Here is a 13622-nt window from a genome sequence, read left to right on the forward strand (position 1 = left end):
TCAGCTGTTGCCCTTGCCCTTGATGTTGTCAGCCCAGTACGTCATCCACTCGTCCTGGTGCTCGGCGAACACCTGCCAGTCGATCTTCGCCTCGTTGATGTTGAAGCCGTCGGCCTTCATCCAGTCGGGCTGCTGATCGGCCGGGATGTCCATCGCCGGGATCTGGTAGTAGTCGGTCGCGAGCTTGGCCTGCATGGTCGGGTCCATCAGGAAGTCCATGAAGTCCTTCGCCGCGGCCTCCTGCTTGTCGTTCTTGATGATGCCGACGCCGTCCACGAGCACCGGAGCACCGGAGGAGGGCATGATGTAGCCCCACGGCCGGTTGTTCTTCAGTGGCTGGATGAGCGCGTCCTGCATGTTCCACACGGTGACCTGGCCGGTGCCCTGGTCGAGCTGCGTGTACATGTCGTCCGGGTTCGCCGCGTACGAGACCGTGTTGGCGTCGATCTGCTTGAGCAGTTCGTAGCCGGCGTCCGGCGAGCCGTCCTTCGCGAAGGCCGAGTACACGATCGATGCATAGATGGTGCGCATCGTGCCGGAGGCCATGACGTCGCGGATGACGATCTTGTCCTTCCACTCCGGCTTGCCGAGGTCGGCCCAGTCCTGCGGGGCGGTGTCCTTGGTGAGCAGGTTGGAGTTGTAGATGATCACCTCCGGCAGCAGCATCTCGGCGATCCACTGGTGGTTCGGGTCCTTGTACTTGTCGGGCACGGCGGAGTCTGACTTCGGCGTGTACGCCGTGAGGAGACCCTCGTCGGCGGCCTGCTCGAACTGCTGCTGCGTGCCGCCCCAGAGGAACCCGGCCTGCGGGTTTCCGGCCTCGGCGCGCATACGGTCGAGGTTGTCCTGCGCACCGGCGATGACGGTCTGGACCTTGCCCGCGTATGCGGGGAACTCCTTCTCGAACTCGCTGACGACCCAGGCGACCTCGTCCTTGTCGCGCCCGGTGTAGATCGTGAGGCCTTCGGAGGGGGCGGTGGTTCCCTCCGGTGCGGCGCTGCTCGCGCCGACATCCGGGGTGCTGGAGTTCTCGGCGGGCGCGACGTCGCCGGCGCATCCGGCGAGGGCGAGACCTGCTGCGGCGGTGAACGCCACGCCTGCGATCAGGCGCGGCAGTCGGTTGAGTGCCATGTGACTTCCCTGTCTTTCGGTTTCTGTTGTCGGGTGAGGAACGGAGGCGGTGCGGGACGGGGTTGTCTCATAGGCCTCCTGCGAGCACGTTCTGCCAGCACCGATCGCGTGCCGCGTCCAGGACGGCCGCGGGGCCGTGCTGGGCGAACATCACCTCGGGGCGGAAGGGCAGGTGGGATCCGAGCGATGCGGCGATCTCGGCGCGCTCGGACTCCCGGAAGGAACGGGCGTGGCCGCCGAGCAGCACGGCCGCCGGGTCGAGGATGGCGGTCATCAGGGTCACCGCGTGAGCGAAGGCCGCGATGATGTCGCGACGCACGGCGACGGCGAACTCGTCTCCCGCGTCGGCGAGTTCGAGGAGCGCCGGGATCACCGCGCCCGTGATCCGGTGGCCGGCCGCATCGAGCCGCGCGGCGATCGCCATGGTCGACACGTTGTCCTCGAAGTCTGAGAGCTCGGCGCCGCCGAGGCCGAGGGGGATGAGACCGATCTCCCCGGCGCCGCCGTGAGAGCCGCGCACGAGTCGATCGCCCGCCACCACACCGGCACCGATACCGCGCGCGCCGAGATAGAGGTACACCGCGTTACGGCGAATCGGATCGGGGAGCGTCTGACGCTCGGCCGTCATCATGAGGTTCACGTCGTTGTCGATCGTGACGGGAACGCGGAAGCGATCCGCCAGCATCGCGCGCAGGGGAACGGTGCCGCTCCAGCCCAGATCCGGGGCTTCTCTCACGTCGCCGGTGTCAGCGTCCACCACGCCGGGAACACCGACGCCGATGCCCATCAGCGACGGGGTGCGGGCGGTCACGGCGCCGATGAGGTCGACCAGCGCCTCGGGGCTGGTCGGCGCGGTGCCCGCCGGTGAGGTCAGCTCGCGCAGGGGCTTGCGGTGCAGGTCGCTGCTGCGGATCTGCACGCCGTCGGAGGTGCAGGAGACGGCGATGAGTGCCCCGTAGCCGCGGGAGAGCTCCAACTGCATCGGCGGACGACCCACGCTCGGTGTCTGTACTCCGAGCTCTCGCACCAGGCCGTCGTCCAGCAGTCCACGCACCACGCGGGTGATGAGCGCGCCGCTGACGCCGAAACGCTCCACCAGCTGTGAGCGGCTCATCCTCCCGTCATGGAGCGCGCCGACCACCGCCGCGCGCTGGGCACGGCGGTCGGCGACGGAGAGGGTGGGGCGGGTCATCTCAGCCCGCCGCGATCACGGAATCGGGAATCAGGACGGTCTCGTACTCTGCCGACGTGCGGTGTCCGCCACGAACCCGGATGAACCACTCGCGGTCCTGGATGCGCATGCCGCGCCCCGATGCGAGGACCCAGTACGGCCCCTTCACCGTGAGCTGCGTGCGGTGGCGGTCGAGGGCCGCGGTCTTGAGGTCGAGCACACCCGAGACGTCGTACTCCACGTCGATGTCGGCGTCATCGTGAACGCCATCGGGGTATTCGGCGGGATCCGGGTCGACCCACAGCCCCAGCTCGTCGGCGTGCTCGGCGAGTTCTGTCAGCTCCGCCACGATGAGTTCCCGCGGCACGGCGGTCCAGTACACCAGGGGAACCCGCCACGGCTCGCCGGCGACGTCGGCGCTCGCGTCCTCGGCCAGCTCGACACCCCGCATGGCGACGCGGTGCGTCTGGATGTGGTCGGGGTGTCCGTAGCCGCCGTTCGTGTCGTAGGTGATGACCGCGTGGGGCCGCGTTTCGCGGATGATCGCCGCCATCATCGCGCCCGCCTCGTCGAGGTCGGCCTGCCAGAAGGCGTCGGGTCGGTCGTTGGCGCCGATGCCCATGCGCCCGGAGTCGCGGAAATGGCCGGAACCGCCGAGATACCGGTGATCGGTGACGCCGAGGGCCGCCATCGCGCCGGCGAGCTCGCGGGCGCGTTCCGGGCCGAGGGCATCGTCCTGATCCACGTGCAGGTGGGCGAGTTCGGGGACCGCGATCTTCCCCTGCTCACCCTGCGTGGAGGTCACCACCGTGACGGCCGCACCCTCCCGAACCAGACGCGCGATGGTTCCGCCGGTCGCGCAGCTCTCGTCGTCGGGATGGGCGTGCGCGAGCAGGACTCGTGCTCGGCCGGCGGCGGTCTGCGGGGACATCAGCATCTCCTTCGATTGGGTGTGAGTTTGATTCTGGCAGAAAGAATGTGGTTAGGGCAGGCGAGAAAATAAAACCCTGACCTGGGTAATCCTCAATCGTTACCAATGGCGCGAGAGAATCGGGACATGGGATTGAGAGACCTCTTCCGCCGGACTCCCGCAGCAGCATCGAGTGCGGAGCCGCCGCAGAACGCGGGTCCGGCCGCCTCCGCGTCGACGTCCCCGAGCGACGCGATATCAGCCGGCGAGAGTCCGGCGTCGCCCACCGACGAGACGCTCACGGGCGAGAGTCCCTCTGTGGCCCGACTGCGGTCCTTCCCGCTGAAGCTCGCCGTGATGCAGCGCCTGATGTATGACGAGGGGGCGACGCTCCCCGCGTTCACCATGCCGGCGAGCCTCCATCCCGGCGCGCCGGTCGAAGACTGGTTCCGCGGATATCAGCTGCCCGCCGCTCTCGTGGCCGAGGTGACCACACTGCATTTCTCCCGCGCGAACGAGGCGCTCCGCCAGCTCGATCCGCACTGGGGCGGCGGCGACGCGCGCTTCGACGTCGATGACCTCACCGAGCGCGATCTCGACCAGCTGCCCGCGCTGGCGGAGGTGGCGGATCCCGAGGGCATGCTCTCGGAGGCCGCGCGGTCGGCGCTGACGGCGCGGGGAATCCGGATCGTCTGACGACGACGGGCCCCGCACTCGCGTACGGGGCCCGTCGTCGGTGAGGTCAGTTGGTGGCGGACGGAGCCGGTGCCACCGGGGTCTCGGAGTCGTCCGTCGTTGGCTCCACCGCGGGAGCCACCTCGCCGGACGGTACGAACGGCGCCTCACCCTTGACCACGGCCTGCCAGTTGTCCGGCAGCACGTAGTCGGTGTAGCCGCACTCCTTCAGCTCCTGCGGCAGCTGCAGGGTGAGGCGGGCCTTGCCGTCGGCCTGAGCCTGGGCGATCGTGCCGGCGTGGATCGTGTTGTCCGCCGACTCCTTGTTCACCGCCGAGGCCTCTTGGCACAGGTGGTAGACCGAGCCGGAGGTGGTCCAGTACACCTTGTCGGCACCCGTGATGTCCTGCACGAGACCCGCCTGGTTCGCGTACTCCTCCTGCGATGCGGGGGAGTAGTCGATGTTCGACGCCACCGCCGCACCGGCGATCACGATGCCGATGATGCCGGCGAGCGCCTTCTGCCCGCCCGTCATGTTCTTGTTCGTGAACACCAGGATGATGAGCGGCAGGAACGCCACGATGGAGATGATCGCGCCGAGCTGGTTCTGGATGAAGAAGCGCACCGGATCCTTGCGGGAGGCGGGATCGAGGTCGTTCGCCTTCTTCCACAGCTGCCCGCCGACGATCGCGAGGGCACCGATCACGACGAACATCACGATGAGCAGCCACATGATGATGGGGTCCTGGCGAAGCACCCAGAAGATCGCGAACGCCTCGCCGGCGATGGCGAGCGCCCACAGGATGGCCGCGATGATGCGGAAGCGGGTGGCCTTGCTCTTCGCCTCGGCCGTGGGGCGCCACGTGGGAGCCGACGCATCCGCGGCGGGGGTCTCGACGGTCGACTCGACGACCTTCTTCTTCGGGCGCTGCTCGGCCACGGGGTCCTCCAGGGCAATGGGACGGGACGCAGGTCATCGATGCGACGACCCTCCACATTGTGCCCGATCGGACGCGAATCCTCGCGGAAGTCCGGCCCAAACGGGCCATCGGAGCGGTTTTGACCCCTCTTTTTTCGCGAATCGCGGAAAAAAGGGGGTGAAACCCGCGTATTTCCGCGTTTTCGGGGGTGCGGTTGATACTCTCATCCCGGTCGAACGACTCTCCGGGGGATTCCGCCTCCGGGGCGAACAACTCACGACGCGGCGGTCCTCGCCGCTGGAGGATCATCACATGGCTGACAAGTCCATCACCAAGACCGAGCTCGTCGCGAGCATCGCCAGCGCCACCGGTCAGAGCCAGGCTGCTGTTTCGGGTGTGCTCGACGCTCTCTTCTCCACCGTCTCCGAGGCCGTCGCCAAGGGCGCCAAGGTCTCGATCCCGGGCTGGATCGCGTTCGAGCAGGTCGACACCGCTGCTCGCACGGGCCGCAACCCGCAGACCGGTGCCGAGATCAAGATCCCGGCTGGCAAGCGCGTCAAGGTGACCGCTGGCTCCAAGCTCAAGGCTGCCGTCAAGTAATTCCGTCGAAGGGGTGGGGTGCAATCGCGCACCCCGCCCCTTCGCGTACCCGGGCCGGCGTCGCGCACCAGCGTTGCGTTTCGCGCCGTCGGTCGCGAAAGCATGATGATGCGCCGGAAACATGAGCGATCCACGGATTGCGTCATGGGCTGGCCTCATGATCATGCACTCGCCGCACTCCTGGGTGGCCCGGCAGCGACTCCCAGGCCGCGAGCCTAGGCTGGAGGGGTGGATTCCCGCTCCCTCCGCCTGATTGGCCCGATCATCCTTGCCGCTACGGCGCTCGTCGGCGTGCTGTGGGCCCTCGGATTTGGCGGGGGTGCCGCGCCGCTGCTGCTGGCCGACGCGGGTCCGGTGGTGCGCTGGGGCATCCCGATCGCCAAGCTCGTCGTGAACCTGTCCGGAGCGGGCATGGTGGGATCCGTCGTCGTCGCCCTGTTCGCGCTAAAGCCGGGGCAGAAGTCCTTCGAACGTGCGCTGGATGTCACTTCGATCTCCGCGGCCGTGTTCGCCGCGGCGGCCGCAACCGTCGGCATCCTCAGCTCGGCCAGTGCCGTGGGCGCGCCGATCTCTCTCGATGACACCTTCGGCAGCACGCTGGGACGCTTCCTCGGCAGCGAGGCTGGCCGCACCTGGCTGATCACCACGCTCGCGGGAGCGGCGATCTCCGTGATCGCGTTCGCGGCGCGCGGCTGGTTCATCTCGGCCGTGACGGCGGCGCTGGCGATCGCCGCAATGGTTCCGATGGCCACCCAGGGACACTCGGGAGACCTCGCCAACCACAACATCACCCTCACCGCGATGGTGCTGCACACCGTGGGAGCGGCGGTCTGGGTCGGCGGACTGCTGACGCTGGTGATCATCCGCCCGCTGATGCGCAAGCGCATGGTCGACGTGCTCTACCGGTACTCCACCCTGGCGCTGGTGTCGTTCATCGTGGTGACGCTGTCTGGTGTGGTGCGCGCCTATGTCGCGATCGGCGACTGGGCAGCGCTCGCCACTCCGTACGGCATCCTGGTGCTCGCGAAGACGGCACTGCTCGTGCTGCTGGGCGTGGCCGGCGCGATGTATCGCCGCCGTCTCATCGTGCAGAGCGGAGCCGACAGCAAGGGTGGTCCGTTCTGGACCCTGGTGGCCGCGGAGCTCGCTCTCATGGGACTCGCCAGTGGCATCGCGGCCGCCCTCGCCCGCTCCGAACCGCCGACGGGTCTCGCCCCAACCCCGGTGCAGACGCCCGCGCGCATCATGACGGGATCCGATCTCCCGCCCGAGCTCACGCCGATCCGCTGGCTCACGCAGTGGGACGTCGACATCCTCTGGGCGCTCGCCATCATGTTCGGCGTCTTCTTCTACGTGGCGGGTGTGGTGCGCCTGCGCCGCCGGGGGGATTCCTGGCCGATCTATCGCACCATCTTCTGGTTCTTCGGACTGGTCCTGCTGCTGTGGGTGACCTGCGGTCCGGTGAACGCCTACGGCGACTACCTGTTCAGCGTGCACATGCTCGGCCACATGCTGCTGACGATGGCCATCCCGCTGTGCCTGGTGGCCGGAGCCCCGGTCACCCTGGCGCTGCGTACCATCCACAAGCGCACCGACGGCACGCGCGGTGGTCGCGAGTGGATTCTGTGGGCCGTACACTCGCCGTTCTCACGCTTCATCACGCACCCGATCGTCGCGGCGGCGATCTTCGTGGCGTCGCTCTGGGTCTTCTACTTCACGGACCTGTTCCGCTGGTCGCTGTACGACCACCTGGGGCACGAGTGGATGACCGTCCACTTCCTGATCTCGGGATACCTCTTCGTGCTGTCGCTCATCGGCATCGACCCCATCCCGTACCGCTTCCCGCACGCCGGACGACTGATCACCCTGATCGCGGTGGCCGCCATGCACGCCTTCTTCGGCATGGCGATCATGATGAACACCGGGCTGATGGTGGCCGAGTGGTACGGCTCGATGGCGCGGCCCTGGGGCGCGAGCCCGATGGAGGACCAGTACATCGGTGGCGGCATCGCGTGGTCGATCGGTGAGATCCCCACGCTGATCGTGGCCATCACGGTGGCGATCCAGTGGAGCCGATCCGACGCGCGCGCCCAGAAGCGCAGCGACCGTCACGCCGATCGCACCGGCGATCAGGAGCTCGCCGAGTACAACGAGCGCCTCGCCCGTCTCGCCGAGCGCGACGGCGTGAGCCAGAAATAGGAGATTTCGTCGAAACGAGGACGAATCCTGCGTGGTTCACTCACGCAGGCGTGAATCTCCTCGTTTCGTGGCGTGCTCTCAGCGGGTGTCGGGTCCGGTGACCACGATCGACGCCCGTCCGTCCGGGAGGATCGTGATGGTTCCGTTGATCACGAAGGGGACGTCCTCGCTGAGGTGTTCTTTGGTGTCGTCGGCGATCATCGTGACGTCCACCTCGATGTGAGCGGTGCCCTCCGTGTTCGGGATGATCCAGTTGGCGCCCGACGGCAGCACGGTCACCTGCGGCATCTTCACGATGCTCCAGGTGGGCGGTTCGTCGATGCGGTTCTGCACGAAGCGCCCGAACGGGCAGCTGGTGGGCTGCAGCACCTGCTGCTGCGCGCACTGGGTGAGGAATCCGTCCACCTTCTCCTGCACCACCTGCACGAAGCTCTCGGTGGGCTGCGCCTGCACCTCGATCGGCAGCTGCGTCAGCGGAGAGTCGGCGAGCACGGCGACCCCCGGTGTGGCCGCGATGCTCGTGTCGACGGAGATGGAGTACAGCCCCGGGGTGAACACCAGCAGCGGGACCGGAGCCGCAGGATCGGCATCGACACCGTCCGCCGACACCTGGCGTTTGTCCATCGTGAAGCCGTTGACGGTGAACTGCATCGCGCCGAGAACCGTGAGGTCCACCACGGCGAGCGGCGTCTTCGCAAAGCGCCACGACGGCAGGAAGCCGATCCAGCCGTCCTGCTCCACCTCGAACACCGTGCTGCCCGGATGCCCGCCGGCCTGATACTCGACGCTGACGCGGGTGATCGCGCCGTCCGCCTCCTCCTTCACCACGCGCGCGTCGGTGAGGGGTGCGAGTGCCGTACTGCGCAACAGTGCATCGGAAGCGGCGACATCAACGCCCGCCGCTTCCAGATCGGACGAGTCGATTCCGACCCCGGGAACCTGGAGCGCATCGGCCGCGCGCCCGCCGGCGAGCAGATCGAGGTAGTTCACGACGAAGGCGCTGGGACTGTAGAGCGACTGGTACGCGGACCGGTATCCGACCACGCCGGCCGCAGCCACGACCACCACGGCGACAGCGATGAGAGTGAGATCCAGCGCCAGAGGACGCTGGCGTTCGCCATCTCCCCTTACCCGAAATCCCACCCTGCCAGTCTAGGAACGCCCGGTGCGAAACCGCCGTGATGGGACCGTATCGATATCTCCACAGGCCGTCGGGGGCGTGCTGCGGTCGTCGGGATCCTACGATGGAAGGGTCGTCCGGATCGCGGGGCACGGTGATCACCGGCATGCGATACCGCCATCATCGTCACCGAGGAGTCACGTGAGCGTCCCGTCGCTGTCCGCAGAGCAGGAAGCCCTCTTCCGGCTGATCGAGGACACCCGGGAGCACGTGTTCGTGACGGGCCGCGCCGGGACGGGAAAGTCCACGCTGCTGCAGCATCTCGCCTGGAACACCTCCAAGCAGATCGCGGTGTGCGCCCCCACGGGCGTCGCGGCGCTCAACGTGGAGGGGCAGACGATCCACTCCCTGTTCCGCCTCCCGATCGGTCTCATCGCCGACGGGGACATCGAGCAGAACGACGCGACCCGCAAGATCCTGAACGCCATCGACACGCTCGTCATCGATGAGATCTCCATGGTGAACGCCGACCTCATGGACGCGATGGACCGCTCGCTGCGGCAGGCGCGGGGTCGTCGAGGCGAGGCGTTCGGCGGCGTGCAGGTGGTCATGTTCGGCGATCCGTACCAGCTGGCACCGGTGCCGCCTCGCGGCGACGAGCAGCGGTACGTGAACGACCACTACCGTTCGTTCTGGTTCTTCGACGCGCATGTGTGGTCGGGGGAGGATCCGGGCGCGGACGGTCTGCTCGATCTCGGACGACACGGTGCCGACCTGCACGTGCGTGAGCTGGTGGAGATCCACCGGCAGTCCGATGACGGGTTCAAATCGATGCTGAACGCGGTGCGCTACGGGCGGGTGACGGCCGAGATCGCGGGCGTCCTCAACCGCACGGGCGCGCGGGTGCCACCGGAGGACGCCGACGAACCCATCATCACGCTGGCCACCCGCAACGACATCGTCAATCGCATCAACGCCCGACACCTGGCAGCGTTGACGGGGCGGGAGCAGACCGCCGTCGCCGAGATCAACGGCGACTTCGGGCGCGGCGAGGCGAACTATCCGGCCGACGCGGAACTCAAGCTGAAGATCGGCGCGCAGGTCATGTTCCTGCGTAACGACACCCAGGGATTCCCCGAACCGCCGCGGTACGTCAACGGCACCATCGGGACGGTGACCGCCATCTCCGGCGACAGCGTGCGCGTGGACGTCGACGGTGACGAGTTCGACGTCGAGCCCGTGGTGTGGGAGCGCTACAGGTACGTCTACGACCCGGGCTCGAAGAAGCTCAACCGCGAGATCGTCGCCGAGTTCACGCAGTTCCCGCTGCGCCTGGCGTGGGCGGTCACCATCCACAAGTCGCAGGGGAAGACCTACGACCGGGCGATCATCGATCTCGGTTCCGGGGCGTTCGCGCCGGGCCAGACCTACGTGGCGCTGAGCCGGCTGACCTCACTCGACGGACTGTACCTGTCGCGCCCGCTGCGCCCGAGCGACATCCGTGTGGACCCCGACGTCCGGCGCTTCATGATGAACGCCCACCGCGGCAGCTGAAACTCGCGCCCGACCGGCTCAGGCGGCGGCGGATTCCTTCGCGCGCTGCAGGTCGACGAACACGTCGGTGTTGAACTGGTACGCCACGAGGACCTCCTCGATGACGCGCTCCTTCTCCGCGTCATCCCACGGCGCGGCGTCCAGCTGCTCGCGGTAGGTGTCCTTGAAGGCGGCAGGGTTGGCGATGTCGCCGAAGATGTAGAAGCCGATGCCGTTCGTCTCGAAACCGAACTGACGGGCCATCACCTTGCCGATGAACTGGCCGCCCGACAGGTCGCCGAGGTAGCGCGTGTAGTGGTGCGCGACGAAACCGCCCACCCACGTGCTGCCGACCTGGTTGATGCGGTCCACGTAGCGGCGCGTGGCCGGGAGCGGCTCGATCTGCTCGCGCCAGTCCGCGCCGAGCAGGAACTCGAGGTCGGCCTCCAGCGCCGGCATCCGGGTCAGCTTCTCGCTGATGAAGGTGGCTGCGACCGGATCGTGCCGCATGCGCTCGGTGGCCGCCTCCAGCGCCTCGTACATGAAGTAGTGCTGTGCGACGAGGGCGATGTAGTCCTCGCGGGTTCCCTGGCCGCGCATGAGGGCAGACATGAAGCCCGCGCCCTCGCTGTCGGAGTGCGCCCCATGAGAGCGCTCGCGGATGGCGGTGGAGAGGGAGATGATGTCGGCCATACGAAAAGTGTAAGGCAAACCTAAAAACCTTCACATCAGATGAAGGTTGTTCCCAGGAATGATCAGTGCTGGTGCGTGCTCGGGCCGGGTCCCTCGGCGCGGCGGGGCTTCACGCCCATCACCTTGCAGGCGGCGACGTACAGGGCCACCACCTGCTGGCGCACAGCCGGACGCTCATCGATGGGGCCGTCCGGCCAGTCGATGCGCAGCTCGCGGGTTCCGCTCGGTGTCTGCACGCTCCAGTCCGAGCCGTCGCCGTCGAAACCGGTCATCTCCACCGCGGTGGCGTCGGGAGCGCCGAAGGCGTGTGCGATGACCAGGTTGTCGTCGGTGTGGTCGTCGTTCATGTGGGCGAGGACAGCGGTGATGACGGAGGAATCGAACTGGTGGGTCACCCTCTCAGCGTACGCTCGGCCCGTTCACGGGCGGTTGCATAGACTGCTCCTTGTGATCCGTACAGTTCCGCGCGCCCGCGCGATGCGACGCGCCGTGACTGCTGCCCTGGCATCGGTGCTCGCCATGACCGTCCTGGCCGGCTGTACCGCGGGAGATGCTGCCACGGTTGACGTCCCTGCGCTGGCCGACGGCAAGCTCCCGGATGACACGGTCGCCCAGATGACGGACATGGTCACCCGCACGGCGGCGGAGTTCGGCGCCTCGGGTGCGATCGTGGGCGTCTGGGTGCCGTGGTCGGGGAGCTGGGTCGCGGGCATCGGCACGGATTCGACCGGTGCCGACGTGACTACCGACATGTCCTTCCGCATCGGCGGTGTCACGCGCGAGATGACGTGCGACGTTCTGTACGGTCTGGTCGCCGACAGGGTCGTAAAGCTGGATGACTCGGTGAACACGTACGTGGTTGGTATTCCCGGAGCGGCCTATGACGGAATCACCCTCCAGATGCTGTGCGACGGCACCTCGGGAATTCCCAATGTTCCCGGCACGCTCCGCGAAACGAACTTCACCACGCTCGACCGGATCTGGCAGCCGCGTGAGCTTGCGAGCTTCGGTCTCAGTCTCCCAGGCCGAGCCGAGCCCGGCGCCGCCTACAACGGTGCCGACACGGGCTATCTCCTTCTCGGCCTCGCCCTTCAGCAAGCGTCGGGACTCACCGCTACCGAGCTGATCGCGAAGTATGTGGCGACGCCCCTCGCGCTTCCCAGCACCGAGCTGCCCACTGCGACGGCGGCCAAGCCCGCACCTGCACCGTCGCTCGGTGGTCTCTACACGCCGGTGGGTGAGGGCGGCATCAGGGCCTGCGAGGCGTCCATCGACGTGACCAAGTCGTCGTCAAGCATCGGATTCACCGACAGCGGTGCCACCAGCACGATCAGCGATCTCGGTCGTTACGCGCGTGCATTGGCGAGCAAGAGCAACGCACGAACCATGCCGGATTCGCGGTTCTCTGAGCCGATGGTGGTGTCCCCCGAAGGACCGAGCTGGTATGCAGCGAAGGGCGGAGCCTTGTTCGCTGGCAGCCTTGTCGGTCAGGCAGGAGCCACCCCGGGGTACGTGACGGCAGCCTTCTCCGATCCAGCGACAGGATTGACGGTCGCGGTGGTGCTGAACAACGGCACCGGTGGCGGAGATATCGCTCAGAACCTCGCCTTCGAGCTGGCGGATGTCGCCTCCAAGGCTCCTGCCGCCAGCGGGGAGACGGCCCCCGACACGGGGATGCCGTGGACGGCGGATGAGATCGCGCAGTCGCTGACCGCCCGGGCCATGTGCCCGCAGCCGCAGGGGTGAGTCCGCTCACGCGCGGATGCGACGGAGCTTCCGCGATGGCCCGCTCGTGAAGCGCGGCGGATCCAGCTCCGCCATCGCTCTCGTCTGCGTCGGAATGATCGGCCAGGAGTGCGGTGCCGCGATCGCCGTGATGTTGTTCCCGCAGGTCGGACCACTCGGAATGGTGGCGCTTCGCCTGTTCTTCTCCGCTGTCGTCCTGCTGGCGATCGCTCGTCCTTCGCTCCGCGGCCGGAGCGTAGCCCAGTGGCGTGCCGTCGTGTTCTTCGCCCTGGCGCTGGCGTTCATGAACGGCCTCTTCTACTTGGCGCTCGCCGAACTGAGCCTGGGCGTCACGGTCACGATCGAGGTGCTCGGTCCGCTCGCGCTGTCGATCCTGGCCGCGCGGCGAAAGTCGGCGTGGGTCTGGGCCGGCATCGCGCTGCTCGGTGTCGTCGCGCTCGGTGGCGGCGGGTGGGATTCGCTCAATCCGGTCGGCGTGATCTGCGCGCTCGGCGCTGCGGTCAGCTGGGCCTGCTACATCCTCGCGTCCGCGCGCGTCGGCGCGGAGTTCGCCCAGCTCGATGGCCTGGCGCTCGCGATGACCCTCGGCGCGATCATCGCGCTGCCGTTCGGCATCGTGTCCGCGGGCGATGCGCTGCTGCGGCCGGAGGTTCTGGGGCTGGGGCTCGCGGTGGCGCTGCTGAGTTCCACCATTCCGTACACGCTGGAGATGATCGCACTCCGGCGCATCCCGGCATCGGTGTTCGCGATCCTGATGAGCCTGGGACCGGCCACCGCCTCGCTCGCCGGATTCCTGCTGCTCGGGCAGCACCTGAGTCTGCTCGAACTGGTGGGCGTCGTGCTGGTGATCTTCGCCTCGATCGGCGCGGTGATCACGAGTCCGCCGAAGGCGGTGCCTCCGGCGGAACCCGTGGGTTGATCGAT

At 67.7% G+C, this 13622-nt stretch carries 13 protein-coding genes; 6 read left to right on the forward strand and 7 right to left on the reverse strand.

Annotation, left to right across the window (positions count from 1 at the left end; all coding sequences use genetic code 11):
• The 3 genes from ABTV68_RS01230 to mshB all read right to left on the reverse strand — a co-directional run bounded on the left by ABTV68_RS01230 (position 1) and on the right by mshB (position 3233).
• Positions 1 to 1131 carry an extracellular solute-binding protein gene (locus ABTV68_RS01230; RefSeq protein ID WP_433675800.1) on the reverse strand — a complete coding sequence of 377 codons (1131 nt, stop codon included), beginning with the start codon at positions 1129 to 1131 and terminating at the stop codon, positions 1 to 3.
• 67 nt (positions 1132 to 1198) lie between these two features.
• Positions 1199 to 2323, reverse strand: a complete 1125-nt coding sequence (locus tag ABTV68_RS01235) for an ROK family transcriptional regulator (RefSeq protein ID WP_433675801.1) — start codon at positions 2321 to 2323, stop codon at positions 1199 to 1201.
• 1 nt (position 2324) lies between these two features.
• The gene (mshB, locus tag ABTV68_RS01240) at positions 2325 to 3233 is read right to left on the reverse strand and encodes an N-acetyl-1-D-myo-inositol-2-amino-2-deoxy-alpha-D-glucopyranoside deacetylase (RefSeq protein WP_433675802.1); all 909 of its coding nucleotides are present in this window, start codon (positions 3231 to 3233) and stop codon (positions 2325 to 2327) included.
• A 126-nt stretch (positions 3234 to 3359) separates the two neighbouring features.
• Between mshB and ABTV68_RS01245 the strand changes: the two genes are divergently transcribed.
• A complete protein-coding gene (locus ABTV68_RS01245; protein WP_433675803.1) occupies positions 3360 to 3908 on the forward strand; it encodes a DUF6892 domain-containing protein in 549 nt (182 codons plus the stop codon).
• Between the two features lie 46 nt (positions 3909 to 3954).
• Here the strand turns inward: ABTV68_RS01245 and ABTV68_RS01250 are convergent, their stop codons facing one another.
• Positions 3955 to 4827, reverse strand: a complete 873-nt coding sequence (locus tag ABTV68_RS01250) for a hypothetical protein (protein WP_433675804.1) — start codon at positions 4825 to 4827, stop codon at positions 3955 to 3957.
• 292 nt (positions 4828 to 5119) lie between these two features.
• Between ABTV68_RS01250 and ABTV68_RS01255 the strand changes: the two genes are divergently transcribed.
• Both ABTV68_RS01255 and ABTV68_RS01260 read left to right on the forward strand, forming a co-directional pair.
• Positions 5120 to 5407 carry an HU family DNA-binding protein gene (locus ABTV68_RS01255; protein WP_231091026.1) on the forward strand — a complete coding sequence of 96 codons (288 nt, stop codon included), beginning with the start codon at positions 5120 to 5122 and terminating at the stop codon, positions 5405 to 5407.
• A 228-nt stretch (positions 5408 to 5635) separates the two neighbouring features.
• The gene (locus ABTV68_RS01260) at positions 5636 to 7606 is read left to right on the forward strand and encodes a cytochrome c oxidase assembly protein (protein WP_433675805.1); all 1971 of its coding nucleotides are present in this window, start codon (positions 5636 to 5638) and stop codon (positions 7604 to 7606) included.
• 78 nt (positions 7607 to 7684) lie between these two features.
• On the opposite strand, the gene ABTV68_RS01265 is transcribed toward ABTV68_RS01260, so the two are convergent.
• A complete protein-coding gene (locus ABTV68_RS01265) occupies positions 7685 to 8749 on the reverse strand; it encodes a hypothetical protein (protein WP_433675806.1) in 1065 nt (354 codons plus the stop codon).
• Between the two features lie 178 nt (positions 8750 to 8927).
• On the opposite strand from ABTV68_RS01265, the gene ABTV68_RS01270 reads away from it, so the two are divergent.
• A complete protein-coding gene (locus ABTV68_RS01270; protein WP_433675807.1) occupies positions 8928 to 10280 on the forward strand; it encodes an ATP-dependent DNA helicase in 1353 nt (450 codons plus the stop codon).
• 18 nt (positions 10281 to 10298) lie between these two features.
• Here ABTV68_RS01270 and ABTV68_RS01275 read toward each other — a convergent pair whose 3' ends face one another.
• Complete coding sequence (locus tag ABTV68_RS01275; RefSeq protein ID WP_433675808.1) at positions 10299 to 10952, reverse strand: heme oxygenase (biliverdin-producing); 654 nt, start codon at positions 10950 to 10952, stop codon at positions 10299 to 10301.
• A gap of 62 nt (positions 10953 to 11014) precedes the next feature.
• Entirely contained in the window at positions 11015 to 11347 is a 333-nt protein-coding gene (locus tag ABTV68_RS01280) for a DUF2470 domain-containing protein (RefSeq protein ID WP_433675809.1), read from the reverse strand.
• A 52-nt stretch (positions 11348 to 11399) separates the two neighbouring features.
• Here ABTV68_RS01280 and ABTV68_RS01285 point away from each other — a divergent pair, with 52 nt between their 5' ends.
• Positions 11400 to 12698 carry a serine hydrolase domain-containing protein gene (locus tag ABTV68_RS01285; protein WP_433675810.1) on the forward strand — a complete coding sequence of 433 codons (1299 nt, stop codon included), beginning with the start codon at positions 11400 to 11402 and terminating at the stop codon, positions 12696 to 12698.
• A 16-nt stretch (positions 12699 to 12714) separates the two neighbouring features.
• Complete coding sequence (locus ABTV68_RS01290) at positions 12715 to 13617, forward strand: EamA family transporter (protein WP_433675811.1); 903 nt, start codon at positions 12715 to 12717, stop codon at positions 13615 to 13617.
• Positions 13618 to 13622 lie beyond the last annotated feature (5 nt).

The organism is Microbacterium gorillae (genome assembly GCF_050990725.1).
Taxonomy (GTDB): Bacteria; Actinomycetota; Actinomycetes; order Actinomycetales; family Microbacteriaceae; genus Microbacterium; species Microbacterium gorillae_A.